Source organism: Streptomyces sp. NPDC001002, from assembly GCF_053599215.1.
On record NZ_JBSFLV010000110.1, the window covers coordinates 1 to 20,009 of the forward strand.

Annotated in this window: 16 protein-coding genes and 1 pseudogene; 8 read left to right on the forward strand and 9 right to left on the reverse strand. The window is 70.0% G+C overall.

All coding sequences use genetic code 11. The features are described 5' to 3' along the window. The 6 genes from cysD to ACWDR3_RS35235 all read left to right on the forward strand — a co-directional run. Positions 1–468 (forward strand): sulfate adenylyltransferase subunit CysD (cysD, locus tag ACWDR3_RS35210; protein ID WP_450356634.1); only part of this gene is annotated, 468 nt, incomplete at its 5' end. Between the two features lie 2 nt (positions 469–470). Continuing rightward, positions 471–1,808, forward strand: a complete 1,338-nt coding sequence (locus tag ACWDR3_RS35215; protein WP_450356635.1) for a sulfate adenylyltransferase subunit 1 — start codon at positions 471–473, stop codon at positions 1,806–1,808. 235 nt (positions 1,809–2,043) lie between these two features. Next, positions 2,044–3,162, forward strand: a complete 1,119-nt coding sequence (locus tag ACWDR3_RS35220; RefSeq protein WP_450356636.1) for an aliphatic sulfonate ABC transporter substrate-binding protein — start codon at positions 2,044–2,046, stop codon at positions 3,160–3,162. Positions 3,163–3,193: 31 nt separating this feature from the next. Then, positions 3,194–3,979 carry an ABC transporter ATP-binding protein gene (locus tag ACWDR3_RS35225; protein WP_450356637.1) on the forward strand — a complete coding sequence of 262 codons (786 nt, stop codon included), beginning with the start codon at positions 3,194–3,196 and terminating at the stop codon, positions 3,977–3,979. Further along, the gene (locus ACWDR3_RS35230; RefSeq protein ID WP_450356638.1) at positions 3,966–4,865 is read left to right on the forward strand and encodes an ABC transporter permease; all 900 of its coding nucleotides are present in this window, start codon (positions 3,966–3,968) and stop codon (positions 4,863–4,865) included. The genes ACWDR3_RS35225 and ACWDR3_RS35230 overlap by 14 nt, the downstream gene beginning before the upstream one ends. 8 nt (positions 4,866–4,873) lie before the next feature. Beyond that, positions 4,874–5,611 carry a sirohydrochlorin chelatase gene (locus ACWDR3_RS35235; RefSeq protein ID WP_450356639.1) on the forward strand — a complete coding sequence of 246 codons (738 nt, stop codon included), beginning with the start codon at positions 4,874–4,876 and terminating at the stop codon, positions 5,609–5,611. Positions 5,612–5,725: 114 nt separating this feature from the next. Here the strand turns inward: ACWDR3_RS35235 and ACWDR3_RS35240 are convergent, their stop codons facing one another. The 4 genes from ACWDR3_RS35240 to ACWDR3_RS35255 form a co-directional block, all read right to left on the reverse strand. Continuing rightward, complete coding sequence (locus tag ACWDR3_RS35240; RefSeq protein WP_450356640.1) at positions 5,726–8,332, reverse strand: fibronectin type III domain-containing protein; 2,607 nt, start codon at positions 8,330–8,332, stop codon at positions 5,726–5,728. A gap of 124 nt (positions 8,333–8,456) precedes the next feature. Beyond that, positions 8,457–9,086 carry a mycothiol-dependent nitroreductase Rv2466c family protein gene (locus ACWDR3_RS35245; RefSeq protein WP_450356641.1) on the reverse strand — a complete coding sequence of 210 codons (630 nt, stop codon included), beginning with the start codon at positions 9,084–9,086 and terminating at the stop codon, positions 8,457–8,459. A 99-nt stretch (positions 9,087–9,185) separates the two neighbouring features. Next, complete coding sequence (locus ACWDR3_RS35250) at positions 9,186–10,208, reverse strand: ketopantoate reductase family protein (protein WP_450356642.1); 1,023 nt, start codon at positions 10,206–10,208, stop codon at positions 9,186–9,188. Between the two features lie 56 nt (positions 10,209–10,264). After that, positions 10,265–10,819 (reverse strand): DUF1697 domain-containing protein, encoded by a 555-nt coding sequence (locus tag ACWDR3_RS35255; RefSeq protein WP_450356643.1) that lies wholly within the window; start codon positions 10,817–10,819, stop codon positions 10,265–10,267. A 422-nt stretch (positions 10,820–11,241) separates the two neighbouring features. Here ACWDR3_RS35255 and ACWDR3_RS35260 point away from each other — a divergent pair, with 422 nt between their 5' ends. Both ACWDR3_RS35260 and ACWDR3_RS35265 read left to right on the forward strand, forming a co-directional pair. Continuing rightward, on the forward strand, positions 11,242–13,503 hold the full coding sequence (locus ACWDR3_RS35260; protein WP_450356644.1) for an MMPL family transporter: 2,262 nt from the start codon (positions 11,242–11,244) through the stop codon (positions 13,501–13,503). Between the two features lie 132 nt (positions 13,504–13,635). Next, entirely contained in the window at positions 13,636–14,496 is an 861-nt protein-coding gene (locus ACWDR3_RS35265) for a DUF1963 domain-containing protein (protein ID WP_450356645.1), read from the forward strand. A 21-nt stretch (positions 14,497–14,517) separates the two neighbouring features. On the opposite strand, the pseudogene mgt reads toward ACWDR3_RS35265, so the two are convergent. The 5 genes and pseudogenes from mgt to ACWDR3_RS35290 form a co-directional block, all read right to left on the reverse strand. Continuing rightward, positions 14,518–15,757: pseudogene (mgt, locus tag ACWDR3_RS35270) on the reverse strand (macrolide-inactivating glycosyltransferase). Positions 15,758–15,783: 26 nt separating this feature from the next. Further along, positions 15,784–16,563: an ErmE/ErmH/ErmO/ErmR family 23S rRNA (adenine(2058)-N(6))-methyltransferase gene (erm, locus tag ACWDR3_RS35275; RefSeq protein WP_450356646.1), complete on the reverse strand. Its 780-nt coding sequence runs from the start codon at positions 16,561–16,563 to the stop codon at positions 15,784–15,786. Positions 16,564–16,861: 298 nt separating this feature from the next. Next, positions 16,862–18,163 carry an ABC transporter substrate-binding protein gene (locus ACWDR3_RS35280; RefSeq protein ID WP_450356647.1) on the reverse strand — a complete coding sequence of 434 codons (1,302 nt, stop codon included), beginning with the start codon at positions 18,161–18,163 and terminating at the stop codon, positions 16,862–16,864. Beyond that, positions 18,163–18,996: a carbohydrate ABC transporter permease gene (locus ACWDR3_RS35285; RefSeq protein WP_450356648.1), complete on the reverse strand. Its 834-nt coding sequence runs from the start codon at positions 18,994–18,996 to the stop codon at positions 18,163–18,165. The genes ACWDR3_RS35280 and ACWDR3_RS35285 overlap by 1 nt, the downstream gene beginning before the upstream one ends. After that, complete coding sequence (locus ACWDR3_RS35290; RefSeq protein WP_450356649.1) at positions 18,993–19,928, reverse strand: carbohydrate ABC transporter permease; 936 nt, start codon at positions 19,926–19,928, stop codon at positions 18,993–18,995. Before ACWDR3_RS35290 ends, ACWDR3_RS35285 begins: the two co-directional genes overlap by 4 nt. Between the last annotated feature and the right edge of the window lie 81 nt (positions 19,929–20,009).

Consider the following 20,009-nt stretch of genomic DNA (forward strand, 5'->3'; position numbering starts at 1 on the left):
GTGTTCTCGTTGCGGGACGAGTTCTCGCAGTGGGATCCGCGGCGGCAGCGGCCGGAGTTGTGGAATCTGTACAACGGCCGTCACGCGCCCGGCGAACACGTCCGGGTGTTCCCGCTGTCCAACTGGACCGAGCTGGACGTCTGGCAGTACATCGCCCGCGAGGGCATCGAGCTGCCGCAGATCTACTTCGCGCACGAGCGCGAGGTGTTCCAGCGGGCCGGCATGTGGCTGACCGCGGGCGAGTGGGGCGGCCCCAAGTCCGGCGAGACCGTCGAGAAGCGGCTCGTGCGCTACCGGACCGTCGGTGACATGTCCTGCACGGGCGCCGTCGACTCCGAGGCGACCACGCTGGACACCGTCATCGCCGAGATCACCGCCTCCCGGCTGACCGAGCGCGGCGCGACCCGGGCCGACGACAAGATGTCCGAGGCCGCGATGGAAGACCGCAAGCGCGAGGGGTACTTCTAAGCATGAGCACCACCACGGAGTTCACGGGACTCACCGAGACGACCCTGCTGCGGTTCGCGACGGCCGGTTCGGTCGACGACGGCAAGTCCACGCTCGTCGGGCGCCTGTTGCACGACTCCAAGTCGATCCTCACCGATCAGCTGGAGGCCGTGGAGCGTGCCTCCGCGAGCCGCGGCGCCGAGGGCCCGGACCTCGCGCTGCTGACGGACGGGCTGCGCGCCGAGCGCGAGCAGGGCATCACCATCGACGTCGCCTACCGGTACTTCGCCACGCCCAGGCGGCGGTTCATCCTCGCCGACACCCCCGGCCACGTGCAGTACACCCGCAACATGGTGACGGGTGCCTCCACGGCCGAATTGACGGTGATCCTGGTCGACGCCCGCAACGGCGTCGTCGAGCAGACCCGCCGGCACGCGGCGATCGCGGCCCTGCTGCGCGTCCCGCACGCGGTCCTCGCCGTCAACAAGATGGACCTCGTCGAGTACAAGGAGTCCGTCTTCGCGGCCATCGCCGAGGAATTCACGGCGTACGCCCACGAGTTGGGCGTCCCGGAGGTCACCGCGATCCCGATCTCGGCGCTCGCCGGTGACAACGTGGTGGAGCCGTCCGCGAACATGGACTGGTACGGCGGCCCGACGGTCCTGGAGCACCTGGAGACGGTCCCGGTCGCCCACGACCTGAGCCACTGCCACGCCCGGCTGCCCGTGCAGTACGTGATCCGGCCGCAGACCGCCGAGCACCCCGACTACCGGGGCTACGCGGGCCAGATCGCCGCCGGCAGCTTCCACGTCGGCGAGCCCGTCACCGTACTGCCCTCGGGCCGTGCCTCCCGGATCGCCGCCATCGACCTGCTCGGCGAGCCCGTCGACGCGGCCTGGACCACGCAGTCGGTGACCCTCCTGCTGGAGGACGACATCGACATCTCGCGCGGCGACCTGATCGTGCCCAGCAAGGACGCCCCGGCGACCACGCAGGACGTCGAGGCGACCGTGTGCCATGTCGCCGACCAGCCGCTGACCGTCGGCCACCGGGTGCTGCTCAAGCACGGCACCCGCACGGTCAAGGCGATCGTCAAGGACATCCCGTCCCGTCTCACGCTCGACGACCTGTCCCTGCACCCGCACCCGGGACAGCTCGTCGCCAACGACATCGGCCGCGTGAAGATCCGCACCGCGGAGCCGCTGCCGGTGGACTCCTACGCCGACTCCCGGCGCACCGGCTCGTTCATCCTGATCGACCCGAACGACGGCACCACGCTCACCGCGGGCATGGTCGGCGAATCGTTCGCGTCCCCGGAACCGGTCAAGAACGAGTCCGACGACGACAGTTGGGACTTCTGAGATGAACTCCCAGGATTTCTACTCCACGTTCGCCAAGGAGGGCGGCCGCGTCGGCAGCGGCGCCCTCGGCAGCGGGCAGGGCGGGGTGGCGCGATGTGTGTGCTGACGTACGCGCACCGCTTGCGCGCCCAGTCCCCCCACCCGACGTCCCGGACACGACGAAGACCCCCGCCGAACTTCCCGGCCACGACCTGAGAGACCGTGACCCGCCGGGCCAACGAGAGGAACGCCTCCCGTGCCTGCCAACCGCTCACCCCGTAGTGGGTCCTTCCGCACCGGCATAGCCGTGCTCGCCGCGCTTCCCCTGCTGGCGCTCGCCGCCTGCGGCTACGGCTCCGACGCCGACAAGGCGGACACCTCCAAGGTCGCCGCCGGCGCCAAGAAGATCGACGGCCTCGACTCCGTCAAGATCGGCTACTTCGGCAACCTCACCCACGCCACCGCGCTGGTGGGCGTGCAGAAGGGCTTCTTCCAGAAGGAGCTCGGCGCCACGAAGGTCGCGCCCGCCATCTTCAACGCGGGCCCCTCCGAGATCGAGGCGCTCAACTCCGGTTCCATCGACATCGGTTGGATCGGCCCCTCCCCGGCGATCAACGGCTACACCAAGTCCGACGGCAAGAGCCTGAAGATCATCGGCGGTTCGGCCTCGGGCGGCGTGAAGCTGGTCGTGAACCCGAAGAAGATCAAGTCCCTGAAGGACGTCAAGGGCAAGAAGATCGCCACCCCCCAGCTGGGCAACACGCAGGACGTGGCGTTCCTCAACTGGGCCGCGGATCAGGGCTGGAAGGTCGACGCGCAGAGCGGCAAGGGTGACGTCACCGTCGTCCGCACCGACAACAAGATCACGCCGGACGCCTTCAAGGCCGGTTCGATCGACGGCGCCTGGGTGCCGGAGCCGACCGCGTCCAAGCTGGTCGCCGAGGGCGGCAAGGTGCTGCTCGACGAGGCGTCGCTGTGGCCCGACAAGAAGTTCGTGATCACGAACATCATCGTGTCGCAGAAGTTCCTCAAGGCGCACCCCAAGGCCGTCGAGGCCGTGCTGAAGGCCTCCGTCGAGACCAACAAGTGGATCAACGCCAACCCGGACGCGGCGAAGGCCTCGGCGAACAAGCAGCTGGAGACGGACTCCGGCAAGGCGCTGCCCGCCGACGTCCTGGACCCGGCCTGGAAGTCGATCCAGATCACCAACGACCCGCTGGCCTCCACTCTCAACTCCGAGGCGGAGCACGCGGTCAAGGCCGGTCTGCTGGAGAAGCCGAACCTCGACGGCATCTACGACCTCACGCTCCTCAACAAGGTCCTCAAGGCCGCGGGCGAGAGCCCGGTCGACGCCGCCGGCCTCGGCACCAGCTGACGTACCCGACGAGTCCCAGGAGGTGACGACCATGGCCACGACCACGACCCTCGCCAAGGCCGACGAGGCCGTCGAGTACGCCGCACGCCTTGAGCATGTCTCGAAGTCCTTCGCGACGCCGGGCGGGCAGCAGCTCGTGCTGGACGACATCAGCATCGATGTCGCTCCGGGCGAGTTCGTCACCCTCCTGGGCGCCTCGGGCTGCGGCAAGTCCACGCTGCTGAACCTGGTGGCGGGGCTCGACCGGCCCACCGGCGGCTCCATCACGACGGAGGGGCGCCCGGCCCTGATGTTCCAGGAGCACGCCCTCTTCCCGTGGCTGACCGCGGGCAAGAACATCGAACTCGCCCTGAAACTCAGGGGAGTTCCCAAGCCCGAACGGCGCGGCAAGGCCGAGGAGCTCCTCGAACTGGTCCGCCTGAAGGGCGCGTACGGCAAGCGGGTGCACGAGCTGTCCGGCGGTATGCGCCAACGCGTGGCGCTGGCCCGCTCGTTGGCGCAGCAGAGCAACCTGCTGCTGATGGACGAGCCGTTCGCCGCGCTCGACGCCATCACCCGGGACGTGCTGCACGACGAGATCACCCGGATCTGGGCGGAGACCGGGATCTCCGTCCTGTTCGTCACCCACAACGTGCGCGAGGCGGTACGGCTCGCGCAGCGGGTGATCCTGCTGTCCTCCCGCCCGGGCCGGATCGCGCGCGAGTGGACGGTCGACATCCCGCAGCCGCGGCGCATCGAGGACGCGCCCGTGGCCGAACTGTCCCTTGAGATCACCGATGTCCTGCGTGGGGAGATCCGCCGTCATGGCCAGCACTGAGACGACACCGGTCCAGGACACCGGGAACGGGGACGCCGGGAACGGCAGCGTCGAGGCGGGCCTGGACGCGCTGGAGACCGCGGCCACCGGCCGCCCGACCTTCCGGCAGACCTTCGTCAGCAAGATCCTGCCGCCGATCATCGCGCTCGGCGTGGTCCTCGCCGCCTGGTTCATCCTCTACCCGATCGTCGACGACCCGACCAAGCTGCCCTCCCCCGGCGCCGTGGGCAGCGCCTTCAAGGAAGCCTGGCTCAAGGGCGATCTGCTCGGCTACATCTGGACCAGCGTCTCGCGCGGTCTGCTCGGCTTCTTCTTCGCACTCCTCATCGGCACCCCGCTGGGCCTCCTGGTGGCGCGGGTGAAGTTCATCCGCGCGGCCATCGGCCCGATCCTGTCCGGACTCCAGTCCCTGCCGTCGGTGGCCTGGGTGCCGCCGGCCGTCATCTGGCTGGGCCTGAACAACTCGATGATGTACGCGGTGATCCTGCTCGGCGCGGTCCCCTCCATCGCCAACGGCCTTGTCTCCGGCGTCGATCAGGTGCCGCCGCTGTTCCTGCGCGCGGGCCGCACGATGGGCGCGACGGGGCTCAAGGGCATCTGGCACGTCACCCTGCCGGCCGCGCTGCCCGGCTATGTGGCCGGCCTCAAGCAGGGCTGGGCGTTCTCCTGGCGCTCGCTGATGGCGGCCGAGATCATCGCCAGTTTCCCCGATCTCGGCGTGGGCCTGGGCCAGTTGCTGGAGAACGCGCGCACCGCAAGCGACATGGCCATGGTCTTCGAGGCGATCCTGCTCATCCTGTTCGTCGGCATCGCGATCGACCTGCTGATCTTCAGTCCGCTGGAGCGGTGGGTGCTGCGCAGCCGAGGCCTGATGGTGAAGGGCTGAACAACGCCATGCGCTCCCCGGTCCTCCTCGTCATCGCCCACGGCAGCCGTGACCCGCGGCATGCGGCGACCGTGCACGCCCTGGTACGGCGGGTACGGTCGCGGCGGCCCGGGCTGCGCGTGGAGGTCGGCTTCCTGGACTTCAACATCCCTTCCGTGCAAGGGGTGTTGGAGTCACTGGACGCGGAGGGGGTCCGTGACGTCGTGGCCCTGCCGCTGCTGCTGACGCGGGCGTTCCACGCGAAGTCCGACATCCCGGCGGTGCTGGCGTCCGCGCCGGCGCGGTTGCGGATCCGCCAGGCGGAGGTGCTGGGTCCCTCGCCGTTGTTGCTGTCGGCGCTCGAACGGCGGTTGTACGAGGCCGGGTTGACGCCGGGTGACAAGTCGTCGACGGGAGTTGTGCTTGCCTCGGCGGGGTCCACCGATCCCGAGGCGATTGCCGTGATCGGGGACATCGCTCGGGCGTGGCAGAACACCGGTTGGCATGCCGTGCGGCCTGCGTTTGCGTCGGCGGCGCTTCCCCGCACCGAGGACGCGGTACGGGAACTCAGGGCGGCGGGCTGCGCGCGGGTGGCCGTCGCCCCCTACGTTCTCGCCCCCGGCTTCCTGCCGGACCGTATCGCGCGGGGCGCGGCGGAGGCGGACGTGCTCGCCGATGTGCTCGGTCCGGCGCCGGAGGTGGCCCGGGTGCTGCTGGAGCGGTACGACGCGGCTCGGGTGCCGCAGCTGGCGGCCGTCGGCGCCTGATCGAGCGGGGCCGGTCCGTATCGTCCGGTCCGTCCTGTGTGTGAGCCGGGTCGTGCCGTCCCGCCGCGCTCGGGGCACGGCGGGACGAGGTGCACGCTGCCGGAACTGGTGGCTTCAGGACCTGGTGGTCGCCTTGACCGTGGCCGCCGGCCCGATGCCCGCCGCTGTCACCGCGGCGACCGTCACGGTGTACGAGGTCGCGGGCTTCAGGCCGCCGATCACCCGGAACATGCCCTTGGCGGAGGGCTGGGTGACCAGGACGTCCCGGCCGGTGACGTCGATCGGGTCACGGCCGTCGGAGACGGTCACCCGGTAGCCGGTGATCTTCGCGTCCCCGATCGCGGTGGGCGGGGTCCAGGCGAGGGTGGCCGCCGTGGACGCCGTGCGCAGCCTGGGACTTGTGGGTGCGCCGGGCAGGACGACCGCCGCCGTGGGTGTCAGCGGCAGCGAGGCGAGGGACGGGGCGCTGCTGCCGTACGCGTTGCTCGCCGCGACCGTCACGGTGAACGGGCCGCCGGACGAGGGCAGTTGATCGATGCGCACCAGTGCCGTCCGCTTGAACTCGGCTGCCTGCACGCCCTGTCGGGCGACCAGCGTGCCCGAGGCGTCGTACACCCGTGCCGTGTACGACCGCACCGGCGAACCCCCGTCGGCGAAGGTCGGGTTGAAGGTGACGTACAGCGCGTCCGTGCCCGCCGTGCTGGTCCCGACCCGGGACGGCGCCTCGGGGACGGACCCCGCTCCGATCCGGCGGTCGAGCAACCCCCGGTAGGCGGGTTCGAGTCCGGCGTTGTCGAGGATCCGCGACGGCACGTCGGACAGGGCGGTCATGGTCTTGTTGCCTGTCGTCACCAGCCCCTTGTTGTCACCGTCGGCCGTGCCCTCCTCCCACCAGTTGTCCTTGACGAGGGTCGGGTCGTTGTTGCCGAGGGCGTCACGGTAGTCCGTGTGGCGGGAGGCGACGTTGGCGTAGGAGGCGTTGTAGAGGACGTTCCCCTCGACGGTCTCGTAGGTGCAGCCGTTGTCGGTGTAGATGTTCTTGCCCAGGCCCCACTGGTCGTGGACGACGTTGCCGGTGACCTTCTCGCCGTCCGTCATGGACGTCCCGGTCAGCCCTTGGGTGTAGATGCCTCCGCCGTCGTCGAGCATCTGCATGTAGTCGTGGATGAGGTTGTCCCGCACGGTGTTGTCGTGGCTCGCGTTGGGGGTGGCCGGGTCCTCGATCTTGTCGGGCCAGCCGCCCCAGCCCATCGAGATCGCCGAGTAGCCGACGTGGTCGATCTGGTTGTGGGCGATGGTGTTGTGCCGGGTGTAGCCGTTGAGGACGGCGACACCGCCGTGGTACTCGCGGGGCAGGCCGTAGAGATGGTTGTTCGTCACCTGCACGCCCGAGGCCGGTGTGCGGCCGTCCACTCCGCCGATCTCCAGGCCGTTGCCGGAGATGTCGGTGAAGATGCTTCCCCGGACCGAGGAGTCCTCGCTCCCGGTGCCCAGGTCCAGTCCGGCGGCGCCGAGGTGGGCGAAGACGTCGTCGGCGAACTCGATGCGCTGCCCGTACGCGAAGGACACGTTGCCGGGCATCTTCGTCCAGGACGCGAACGGGCACGTGCCGCCCTCGACGTACTGGCACAGGCCCTGGGTGGCCCAGCCCTGGTCACCGGTGACGGTGTAGCCGGCCTGGATCTCGGAGAAGCCCTCGGGCCGGGAGGGCGTCAGCCAGGTCGCGTAGCTGAACCGGATGCCGCGGAAGGCGATGTCGTGCACGGGCGCGTCGGCCGTGCCCCGCCCGTCGACGAGTTTCTCGGCCGCGGCGGCCTCGACGTCGGCGCGGGCCAGGTTCTCGCCCTTGCGGGGCAGGTAGTAGACCTTGCGCGCACTCCGGTCGAGGTACCACTCGCCGGGCTGGTCGAGGAGTTCGTAGGCGTTCTCGATGTACGTCGCCTTTCCGCTGTTCGTCAGATGCCCCGGGCCGACCATGCCGACCGTGCGCCCGGGGATGTCGGGGAACTCGACCCGCTTGTTGGAGTTGTCCCAGCAGGGCTGGACCATCGTGATCGTGGTGCCCTCGGCCGAGGCGATCCGGCAGCGCGGCTCGGTCCACTGGCCGAGGCCGTTGCGCTCGATGTTCCACAGGGCCTCGCCGCTGGTGTAGACGAACTCGGCGTCCGCGGGGTGCTTCCAGTGGGCGATGGTGTCCGAGGAGGCGGTGTAGCCGGCCGCCGTCTGCGTCAGTTGGACGGGTACGGCGCCACGGGCGCGCTGGGCGCGCACTCCGTCGACGTACAACTGCCGTGTGTCGGTGAGTCCTTGGGGTGCGGGAGCGGACCACAGCCCTTTGCGGCCCGGGACTTGACGCCAGCCGACGACCTGGCGGCCGCCGCTGATCTCCGTGTCCCCGGCGCCCTGCCAGATCACCCGGTGGCCGTTCGTGCCGGAGTCGCGGGCGTCGAGGGTGAGCGGACCCGACTGGCGGTAGGTGCCGGAGGCGAGGTGGACAGTGAGGTCGGACCTCAGCCGGCCGGCCCGGGTACGGACCAGGTCGCGGGCGCGTTGCAGGGTGCGGACGGGGTGTCGTGCGCTGCCGTCGGCGTGGTCGTCGCCGGTCGGTGAGACGTAGAGGTCGGAGGCCGCGGCCTGGGCCGGGACCGCGAGACCCGGGACCCCGAGGGCCAGTACAGCGGTGACAAGGGTGACGAGGGCGGCTCTTCGGTGCGTGGGCATATACCCCTCCCGTGGGATCAGCCTGAACCCAACGCCGGGAAAGGTAGGAGCATTTGAGCGCCCCAGTCAATGAAAGGGACAGAAAATGACGAGACTGCCCCCTTCCATAACTTGATTCATCCGATCAGTCGAAGCAGAGTGATCCCGTGCGGGTGCGCTTGAGCTCGAAGAAGTCGGGTTCGCCGGCCAGGACGCGGAAGCTGTCGAAGAGTTCGGCCGCGCGGGGCCCTCGCGGGATCGCACGCAGCACGGGGCCGAACCACACCGTTCCGTCGACATGGAGGGTGGGTGTGCCCACGTAGCCGCCGGAGTCGGGCTCGACGCCGGCCTCGTGGCTGCGTCGTACGGCGTCGTCGTACGCCGTGTCGTGCGCGGCGGCGGTCAGGTCGGCGGGGAGACCCAGTTCGGCGAGGGAGTCGGCGATCACCGCGTCGAAGTCCTCGGCCTTGTCCTCGTGGATGCGGGTGCCGAACGCGGTGTACAGATCGCGCAGGACCTTCTCCCCGTGCCGCTCGGCGGCGGCCACGGCGACCCGGACGGGGCCGATGGACTTGTCGACCAACTCCCGGTACCAGTCGGGGAGTTCGTTGCCGGCGTTGTGCAGATACAGGCTCATGGCGTGGAAGCGGAGGTCGAGCGGACGCGCACGCTCGACCTCCAGCAGCCAGCGGGAGGTGATCCAGGCGAAGGGGCAGGCGGGGTCGAACCAGAAGTCGACGCGGGTGGATGCGGCGGCGGATGCGTTGTTCGTCATGCCGTCGACACTAGGCGGCGATTGGACCGGTGTCCTGAACCAATTGATCGGCGATTCACTGACCCACTCAGGACTTCGATCGGCGATCTACCGACCCACTCAGGACTCTTGAACAGACGCGACAGCCTCGTCGGCCCGCCGGACCAGTTCCCCGATCGGCATCGATCCCGCCGCGCGGCGCTCGCGCGCGAAGGTGTTGGCCAACTGCTGGAGCAGGTCGTTGAGCGGTGTCGGGACGCCGTGCAACCGGCCGAGGAGGGCGATCTCACCATTGAGGTAGTCCACCTCGATCGTGCCCGTGCCGCGTGTGAGGGACTGCCAGGTCGAACCGCCGCCTCGCGGGGCGCCTTCCAGGGGGACCAGGTCCACCTTGTGGCCGCGCAGGGCTCGCTGTTCTTCGAGGCTCGCGTACGGGATTCCGGCCGCGTCGAGGACTGCCTCGCCCTCGGCGCGGACCCGCTCGTAGAGTGCCTGCGCCTCCTCGCCGGTGACCGGGCCGGCGACCGCTTCCAGCGCGTTGCCGAGGTTGCCCAGGAGTTTGGCGTACTGCCAGCGGGAGACGTCCGGGACGACCGGGGCCTCGAAGTGGGACTTCTCCAGGTCGGCGGCGACCTGGCGGGCGGTCTCGTCGGTGCCGTGCGGGTGGCGGCCGAGGTGGAGGATGCCGGTGAGGGGGGCGCCGCCCGCGGAGACGGAGCCGGGTTCGAGGAAGGTGGCCGGCAGCCAGACGCAGACGCCGTACACGTGCCGGAAGACCCGGAGCGCGATGCGCTGGCCCTCGACGCCGTTCTGGGCGCAGAAGAGCGGCAGGCGTTCGGCCGCCGTGCCGCCGCCCGCGACCGGTGCCGGGCCCCAGGCCGCCAGGGCGCTGACCGTGTCCTGCGCCTTGACGGCGAGGATCAGTACGTCGTCGGCGCGCAGTTCGCCGAGTTCGTCAGGTCCCTCGACGGCCGGCAGGCGGTACGTGAACTCGCCGTCCGGCACCCGCAGTCGTAGACCGCCGTCCCGCAGGGCCGCGAGGTGGGCGCCCCGCGCGACCAGGACGACCCCGTGTCCGGCTCCCGCCAGGCGTCCGCCGATCGCACCGCCGACGGCACCTGCTCCGATGATGATGTAGCGCATGCCACGAGCCTCGCACAGCAATGTGTAAGGTCCATCAAAGCTCGGTGAAATCCCGGTCAGGCCGCCGGTGAGGTGAGTTCCACCAGCTTGGCCACGGTGTTCCAGTTGCGGGTCGTGGCGATCAGGCCCTTGTTGATACGGGGCTTGGCGAGGTGCTCGGCGAGCTTGGAGCGACCGAGGCCGTCGGGGGCGTAGAGGTACAGGGCGCGGTCGCCGAGGCGGAACTCCTCCGGGAGGTAGGTGTCCCGGTCGATCTCCGCGAAGCGGTCCGCGTCGACGGGGGTGGAGAAGTACGTGACGTGGAGTTGCTTGGGCTCCAGGTCCGCGGCCGGGAAGGGGCAGGCCTCGGCGATCGCGGCGAGGTAGGCGTGGTCGCGGACGATCACGTCCACCGGGAAGCCGAAGTGCTTCTCGATCGCCTCCGTCAGCTCCGCCGCCAACGACTCCTCGTCGCCGTGTTCGGTGGTGAAGACCGCCTGGCCGCTCTGGAGATGGGTGCGTACGCCGTCGTGGCCTAGGCCGTCCAGGAGCTGACGCAGCTCGGCCATCGGGAGCTTCTTCCTGCCACCCACGTTGATCCCGCGCAGCAGCGCCGCGTACGTCGTCGTCATGCGCACACCATAAGACTGCCGTCGTGCCCCGTGGGGGTGGGCACGACGGCAGGGTCCGCCGGAGCGAGGTGCGCGCGAGCGGGTTGCGCGAAACTCTGGCCGATGGGCGGGCTCGGGGCAACACCTCCACCCAGCTGTGACTTGTTCAATAAGGTTTCGTAATCACAAACAGGGTCCTGCCCGACGGACCGGACACCTCCGCGGTCCGTTTCCCTGATGCCTGACCCCCGTGCCCCGGATAGATGTAGGGGGCCCTCGTCCTCCCAGACGGTGACGACCGGGGGTTTACCGGTGGGTCGTGGGGAGGACCCGGGCCGGAACAGGTCACCGGCGAGCACGATGAGATGCGTTTACCCGGCCCATACCTTCGAAAGGACAGGTGGCGGCAGGGGTCGTCACCGTGACGAGGGGGCAAGCCCGTCATGGGGAACGGACAATCGCGGGTGCGGGGCGTCGCGGCCCGAGCCGGAGGCTGGAGCGCTCGGCACCGTTGGGCGGCGATCGGCATATGGGTGCTGTTCGTCGTCCTGGCGATGGGGCTCGGTTCGGCCGCGGGGCGGGTCGACGTCAAGGACAGCGACCAGCTCAAGGGGGAGACACACACCGCCGCCAAGATCATCGAGGACGCGGGGATCGACGAGCCGGCCAGTGAGTCGGTCCTGGTCCAGGCGAAGAGCGGCGGGATCAAGGCGACGGACGCCCAGTTCCGGGCCGCGGTCGACGCGGTCGTCAAGGCGGTCGACGGGACCGGCAAGGTCACGGACGTGACGTCGCCGTACGACACCGACACCATCTCCAAGGACGGGCGCAGCGCGCTGGTGCAGTTCGACATGCGCGGCGACTCCGAGACCGCGGGCGAGCGGGTGGAGCCGGTGCTGAAGGCCGTCGAGGGGGTGCAGAAGGAGCACGAGACGCTGCGGATCGAGGAGATCGGCGGCGCGAGCATGCAGAAGACCTTCGACGACGCCTTCGGCGACGACTTCAAGAAGGCCGAGCTCTCCGCGGTGCCGGTGGCCCTCGGCATTCTGCTCATCGCCTTCGGCGCGCTGGTCGCGGCGCTGCTGCCGGTAGCTCTGGCGATCACCGCGATCGTCGCGACGATGGGCCTGATGGGCGTCGTCAGCCATGTGATGCCGATGAGCGACACCGCCAACTCCGTGATGCTGCTGGTCGGTCTGGCCGTCGGTGTCGACTACTGCCTGTTCTATCTGCGCCGTGAGCGCGAGGAACGCGCCGCCGGTCACGACGCCGGCACGGCCCTGCAGATCGCCGCCGCCACCAGCGGCCGCGCGATCATCGTCTCCGGTGTCACGGTGTGCGTGGCGATGGCGGGCATGCTCTTCACCGGGCTCGCCGAGTTCGAGGCGATGGGCCTGGCCTCGCTGATGGTCGTGGCGGTCGCCATGGTCGGCTCCGTGACGGTGCTGCCCGCGGTGCTCTCGCTGCTGGGCGAGCGGGTCGAGAAGGGCCGTATCCCCTTCCTGCGCAAGGCCATGGAACGGCGGGCCGCCCGCACAGGCGGGGAGAGCCGGTTCTGGACCGCCGTTCTGCGCGGGGTGCTCGCCAAGCCGCTGGTGGCCGTGCTGGTCGCGGCCGGCGCGCTGCTGGCGATCGCGGCGCCCGCGCTCGGCATGAAGACCCAGAACCTCACGCTGGACCAGGAGTTCGGCGACTCGCTGCCGATCGTGCAGACGTACAACCGCGTCAACGACGCCTTCCCGGGCGGCTCCGAGCCGGCCGAGGTGGTCGTCAAGGCGAAGGACATCAACGCACCCGCGGTGAAGTCCGCGCTCGCCGACTTCCGTGAGCAGGCGATCAGTTCGGGCGCCTCGCGCGGCCCGGTCGAGATCAAGCTGCACAACGCGCAGAACATCGCCTACGTGTACGTCCCGCTGGTCGGCGGTTCCGATCTGGACAAGGCGGGTGCGAGTCTGACGAAGCTGCGCGACGAGGTGCGGCCCGCGACGCTCGGCAAGGTGGACGGTGTCCAGGCGCCGATCACCGGACAGGTCGCCGGTTCGCAGGACTTCAACGACCAGCTCGGCGGCGCCGTCGTCCCGGTCTTCGTGTTCGTGGTGGTCTTCGCCTTCGCGCTGATGCTGCTGTCGTTCCGGTCGCTGACGATCGCGATCACCTCGATCGTGCTCAACCTGCTGTCGGTGGGCGCGGCTTACGGCATCCTCGTGGCCGTCTTCCAGCACGGCTGGGGCGCGTCCCTGGTGGGCGCGGAGGGAGTCGGCGCGATCATCACCTGGCTGCCGCTGTTCCTCTTCGTGATCCTGTTCGGCCTGTCGATGGACTACCACGTGTTCGTGGTCTCGCGGATCCGCGAGGCACGGCTGCGCGGACGCACCACGCGGGACGCGATCCAGCACGGTGTGGTCACCACGGCCGGTGTCGTCACCAGCGCCGCGGTCATCATGGTCGCCGTGTTCGCGATCTTCGGGACGCTGTCCATGCAGTCCATGAAGCAGATGGGCGTCGGCCTCGCGGCCGCGGTGCTCATCGACGCGACGATCATCCGGGGTGTGCTGCTCCCCGCGGTGATGGCGCTGCTGGGCGAGCGCAACTGGTACTTCCCGAAGTGGATGAACCGGCTGCCCGACCTCACGCACGACGAGTCCGCCGAGATCGCCGCGCCGCCGGTGGCGCGGGACGACGAGGGCGAGCGAGTACGGGTCTGAGGGAGCGAGCGGGCGCGGACCTGACCCGCACCCGATTCTGAACCACCGTACTGCGAGGGCCCGTTGGCATCCCGGGGGAGCCAACGGGCCCTCGCCGCTGCGATGTCGGAGCCGGGCACTACGGTTCCCGGCATGACTCCTGAACTGCGGGACAGATTAGGTCCCTTCCGTGACACGGCGATCGCGCGGGGCATCCCCGCCGAGGACGTGGAGCGCTGGCTGGACACCGCCCGCCCCTGCGCGACCCTGTCGAACAACGGGGACGGGCCTGTGGTGGGCCGGTTCGGCGGACCCCTGTTGCTGCCCGCCGACGCCCCGGACCCCTACTTCCCCTTCGTCGCCTCCATCGACCTCGCGGCCCTGCCCGCCGGCTCGACGGACCTTCCCCTGCCGGCCGACGGCCACCTGCTGCTGTTCGCCTTCCCCGAGGGCGACGGCGGCCTCGTCAACATGGGCGAGGCCGTGTACGTGCCGGCGGGTACGGCCGTGGTGGAGCGGGACAAGGACGCCCGGGACTTCTTCGAGGTCGACGAATTCCGGGAGCTGATCGAGAAGTTCCCGCAGGAGGAGCTGCGCGCGACGACCGACGTCTCCCTGCCGTACCACAGCGCGGTCGAGATCCCGGCGGCCCCCTACAGCGAAGCGCTCCCCGGCCATCCCCACTCCGAGGAACTGGCCGGCGTGTGGAACGACACCATCGACGACATCGCCGGCGACGGGCCGCTCCAGCTCGGCGGATACGCCACGGAGGAGGCCGTCCATCTCGACCCGGTCAGCACGGTCGTGCACTGCGCGGTGAGCGAGGCGGAGCAGGGCCGGTGGGGCGGCGGCGGGACGGTCTCCCCCGACATCGAGGACTGGGTCCTGCTCGCCGACTGGGACCCCGGCATCGAGGGCATCGAAGGTGCCACGGTGCACTGGGCGATACAACGCGAGGACCTGGCCGCCCACCGCTTCGACCGCACGTGCGCCACGGTCTTCTGGAACCCCTGACGGTTCCGGACGCGTGATCGACTACGAGGCCCGCGACGGCAGTTCCGCCTCGATCAGGTCCACCGCCCTTCGCGTGCCGCCCTCTTGGGACATCTCGGCCCGGATCTCCTTGAGCCGGCGGGCCACTTCGGGGTCGTCGACCAGGGACAGTGCGGCCGTGCGCAGGGCTTCGGGCGTCGCGTCCTCCGTAGGCAGCTGCCGGGCGACGCCCAGGGACCGCAGCATGTCCGCGTTGCCGAACTGATCGACGGCCTGCGGTACGGCGATCATCGGCGTGGCGGTGGCCAGCCCCTCCTGGCTGCCGCCCGCACCGGCGTGCGTCACGAACAGGTCGGCCTGCTTGAGGATCGCCAACTGCGGGACCCAGGAGCGGACTTCGACATTCGCCGGTACGTCACCGAGGACGGCCGGGTCCACGCGCTTGCCGATCTGCAGGACGAGGTGCCAGCCCGGCAGCCCGCCGAACGCCTCGACGCAGGCCCGGTAGAAGTCGGGCCGGTCGGTGAAGCTCGACCCGAGCGACACGAGCACCACCTTCTCGGCACCGGCCGGCCGCCGCCACTCCCCCTCGGCCGCGCGGTCGCCCTGGCAGGCGCCGACGAAGGAGTACACCGACTCGTCGACCCGGTCGGCGTTCGGCTGCAGCGCCCTGGGGATCAGGACGATCGAACGGTCGGGGCGGCCGGCGAACGGGTCCGGGTGCCGCGTGATCCCGTTCTCCGCCAGCCAGGCGTGGAAGCGGGCGTAGTAGGCCTGGCCGCGCTCGGTCCTCTTCGGCTCGGCCCACATCGGCTCGGCGACCTCCTCCTCGTAGCCCTCCCAGGCGACGAGGTTCGGTGAGAGCGAGATCGCGGGCACGCCCCAGCGGTGGGCGAGGACGCGCGGCGGGTACGACGTGATGTCGTGCAGGACGAGGTCCGGCTCGTCGCCGTCGTACGCCTCGATCAGCTGGGGCAGCGCCTGGATCGCGTCGGCCAGGAACGGCTCGACGTTGTCGAGGAGGGTGGTGCCCCAGGCCGCCGGATCGGCGTCGGGCCCCGGCAGCGTGGAGTTCCACACCTTGGGCTCGGCACCGGTCTCGGCGACCTTCTCGACGAACGCCGGCGGGATCGCGTAGGTGACCCGATGACCACGCGCCACGAGCTCACGGATCACTTCGAGGCTCGGGTTGACGTGGCCGTGGGAGGCGATGGAGAACATGGCGATGTGGGAGTGACTGGTCATGCGGCAGACCGTAGGCGAGACGAGACGTCTCGTCCAATCAATTACCTGCACAACGGGCACGCCCTACCCCGCCAACACCTCATGCAGCCGCAGCCACCTCCCGGGCGGCACCTCCCCCACCAACACCCGCGGATCCAGCCCCGCCGCCCGGAACGCAGCATCCACCCGCCTCCGAGAACACGCCCGCCGCAGCGAAGCGTGCAGCGAACCGCCCACGCCCGAGAAGCCCAGCTCGACCAGGTGCCGCCAACTGTCGTACGCGGTCGGTTCGAGCAACGGCGTCGGGCGCCGCTCGATCCGGACGATCCCCGCGTCCACGCTCGGCACCGGCCGGAACCGCCTCCGCTCGACGCGACCGACCAGCCGCCACTCGTAGCGGGGCCAGCTGCGGACGGTCAGCAGGGTCCAACTGCCGTAGTCGCCGGTGCGCTTGCGGGCGTATTCGAGCTGGGTGAGCAGCGTGGCGTCGGTGAGGGCGGGTGCCCGCAGACACCAGTCGACGATGGCGGCGGTACGGGAGAAGGGCACGTTCCCGGCGACGGCGAACGGCGTGCGCGGGGGCCGGGTGTCCATGAAGTCCCCGGCGACGACACGCACTTGGGGCGTGGCGGCGAAGCGGGTGCGGAGCCCGGGTACGAGCCGGGGGTCGATCTCGTGGGCGTGCAGCTCCCGACACCGGGGGGCGAGCTGCACGGTCAACGCGCCTTTCCCTGCTCCCACTTCGAGCAGCAGGGGTACCTGTCGTCCGCGCGGGACGGCGAGGCGGGCGACGTATTCAGCGGTGGCGCGGTCGGCGAGGAAGTTCTGCGAGAGCGCGCGAGAAGTACGGGTGGGGCGGGCCATGGCCTGCGGTCCTTGTCTTCCGTGAAAGGGGAAAGGGCAGCCGAAGGCCCTGACCGGAAGACAGGAGAGAAGGCAGGAAGGAGCGCGAACCGCACCGCGAGAGGATCAGCGGCGATCGGTAGTGATCAGCGGGCGTGGCTTCCCGTACCGGTCAGGGCACCGGGACCACGACGCATCCGAACGGAGTGCGTGGTGCCCCGGCCGAGACCGGTGTTGAAGATCGCGTTGAACGCTGCCATGGACGGCACGCTAGGTGGGCCCGTCTCCACCCGGCAACAGGTTTTCTGCCAGGCGCGCGTCAGCGCTGATAGCGCGCGAGCACCAGGTTCCCGTCCTTCTCCAGCCGTTCACGCAGTTCGTCGAGGTCGATCGCCCCGCTGTAGTACTCCTGGAAGGCCGGTGTCGCCACCTTGTCCTTCCACTCCGGATAGCCCCGCACGGACTGCGCGGGCGCAGGGCGCAGGTACCGCGCCAGGGCCGTGCCCGTGGCCCAGCCGTTCTCGGCGGTGTGCAGGGCGGGGTCCTTGAGGGCCTGGGTGCCGGTGGGCAGCATCCAGTCGCCGAGGGCGAGCCGCACCATGTTCTTGGGCCGCAGCAGGAAGTCGATGAACTCCGCGGCCTCCTTCTTGTGCGGGCTGTCCTCGGCGATGGACAGGGTCTGTGGGCTGACGCCCTGGGTCAGTCCGTCGGCCCCGGCCGGGGCGGGCAGCACCTGCCACTTGAAGCCCTTGGGTGCCTGCTGCACGATCTGCTGGCGGTAGGAGAAGCCGAGCGGGACCATCGCGTACCTGCCACCGAAGAAGCCGGGCAGCGTGTCTGAGCCGCCGCTCCCAAGCGTCGAACTCGGCGCGCTGTCATCGGTGTTCACCTGGTCGTGCACCGTGCGCGGCACCACCTCGTCGCCCGACCCGAATCGGACCGTCACCTTGCCGTCCGCGCCCCGGTGGAAGAGCTGTCCGCCGGCCGACAGGGACAGGTTGAGCGTGGCGGAGACGGGCTCCTTCAGCGGCCAGGCGACACCGTACTTCCCGTCACCGCTCAGCTGACGGGTGACATCCTCGAACTGCGCCCAGCTCCACGGGTGTTCGGGCGTCGGGATGCGTACGCCCGACTTCTTCAGCCAGGTCGCGTTCGCGATGAGTACGCGCGGCTCCTGGAGGAACGGGACGCCATAGACACCCTTCCCGAAGGTCGCCGTCTCCCAACTCCGTTGCGGAATCTCGGGCTTCAGCCGCTCGGGCAGCAGCTCGCGCAGATCGGCGAGGTAGCCGCCGTAGGCGAAGTCGGCCAGGTCGTCGGAGGCGTCGTGGATGATGTCGGGCGCCTCACCGCCCTCGAAGGAGGTGAGGAGCTGGTCGTGGACGCTGTCCCAACTGCCCTGGACGTACTCGACCTTGACGTCCGGGTGGGTGCTGTTCCACTCCGCGACCAGCTCCTTGTTGGCCTTGACCGACTCCTCCTGCCAGGCCAGGGACTGGAAGCGGAGGGTGACGCGGCCGTCGGCGGAGCCGCTGTCGCCGCTGGTGCAGCCAGCCAGCACGAGAGCGAGGACGGTCAGGAGGGCCACAGCTGAGGGGAGACCAACCACCTTGCCGCGCATCAGTTCTTCACCGCCCCGGTGAGCATGCCGCCGGTGATCCGGCGTTGGATGACCGCGAAGACGACCAGTGAGGGCAGGGTCGCGAGGAAGGCCGCCGCCGCGAGCGGGCCGAGGTCCGCCACGCCCTCGGCGCCGATGAAGTGGGTGAGCACCACCGGCAGGGTCTGTTTGTCGGAGGTCTTCAGCAGGACCAGCGCGAAGAAGAACTCGTTCCACGCGGTGACGAAGGCGAACAGCGCGGTCGCCACGATCCCCGGCATGAGCAGCGGCGCCACCACCGACACCAGCGTCCGCAGCCGCCCGGCGCCGTCGACCGCCGCCGCCTCCTCCAACTCGGCCGGTACCGCTCGGACATAGCCGGCCAGCATCCACAGCGAGAACGGCAGCGCCCAGACGACGTAGACGAGGATCAGTCCGATCAGGGAGTCGATCAGGCGCAGGTTCTTCAGCACCAGGAAGAGCGGGATGATCACCAGGACGAGCGGGAAGGCCTGGCTGACCACGACCCAGCCGGTCGCGGCCCGGGTGAGCGGGCCGCGCTGCCGGGCCATGACGTAGGCCAGCGGGGTCGCGATCACCACGGCGACCAGTGCGGCACCGGCCGCGGCGAGCAGGGAGTTGAACGCCGCGTGTAGCAGAGGCTGTTCGTCGAAGGCCTGGCGGAAGTTGTCCAGGGTGGGGTGGTCGGGGATCCAGGTGGGGTGCAGACTGCCCAGCTCGCGTGGGGACTTGAAGGCGGTGGAGATGAGCCAGAGGAAGGGGAAGGCGAGGAAGACGAGATAGGCGAGCAGGGCCGTGTACTGGCCGACTCGAGTGCTGGTCCGGGTCCTCATGCGTCGTCGCCTCCCCTGAGCCGGCCCACCAGGAAGAACGCGAGGAGCACCGAGATCGCGGCGACCATCACGCAGCCCATGGCGGCCGCGTAGCCGAACTGCCCGTAGCGGAAGGCCTCTTCGTAGGCGAACAGCATGGGCAGGCGGGTGCGGCCGCCGGGGCCGCCGCTGGTCAGGACGTAGACCAGGGCGAAGGAGTTGAAGTTCCAGATCAGGTTGAGCGCGGTGATGGCGAGGGCGATCGGTCTGAGGGCGGGCCAGGTGACCGTGCGGAAGCGGCGCCAGGCGCCGGCGCCGTCGACCGCGGCCGCCTCGTGGAGTTCGCGCGGGGTGTTCTGCAGCCCGGCGAGGAGGGCGACCGTGGTCTGTGGCATGCCCGCCCAGACGCCGACGACGATCACCGCGGGCAGGGCCGTGCCCAGGCCGCTGAGCCAGTCCCGGCCGTCGCCGAGGCCGAGGTCGCGCAGGGTCTCGTTGAGGACGCCCGCGTCGGGGTTGTAGACGAGCCGCCACATGATGCCGACGACGACCTCGGGCATGGCCCACGGGACGATGGCGAGGGCGCGGGCCAGCCATCTCAGCCGCAGGTCCTGGTTGAGCAGCAGGGCGAGACCGAGCGCGAGCAGGAACTGCGGCACGGTCACCCCGACCGCCCACACCAGCCCGATCCGGAAGGACTCCCAGAAGAGGGTGTCGTGCAGCAGGTCCTGGAAGTTGAGACCGCCGATCCACTGGGTGGACCGGGTGCGGCCCGACTGGGCGTCGGTGAAGGCCAGCAGGATGCCGTAGAGGAGCGGTCCGACGCTCAGCACGAGGATCGGCAGCAGCGCGGGCAGCACCAGGAACCAGGCTCCGTGGTCGGTGGCGCGTCGCTGTCCGGCCGTGCTCGGCCCGCGGTTCGGCGTCCTCCTCACTTCGGTCACCAATGCCACGTAATCAACCCCTTTGCACGGCCCGGTCGGGCCCCGTCATGGTCGTGAACGCGTGATGCCCCGTCAAGGCACCCGGCACGG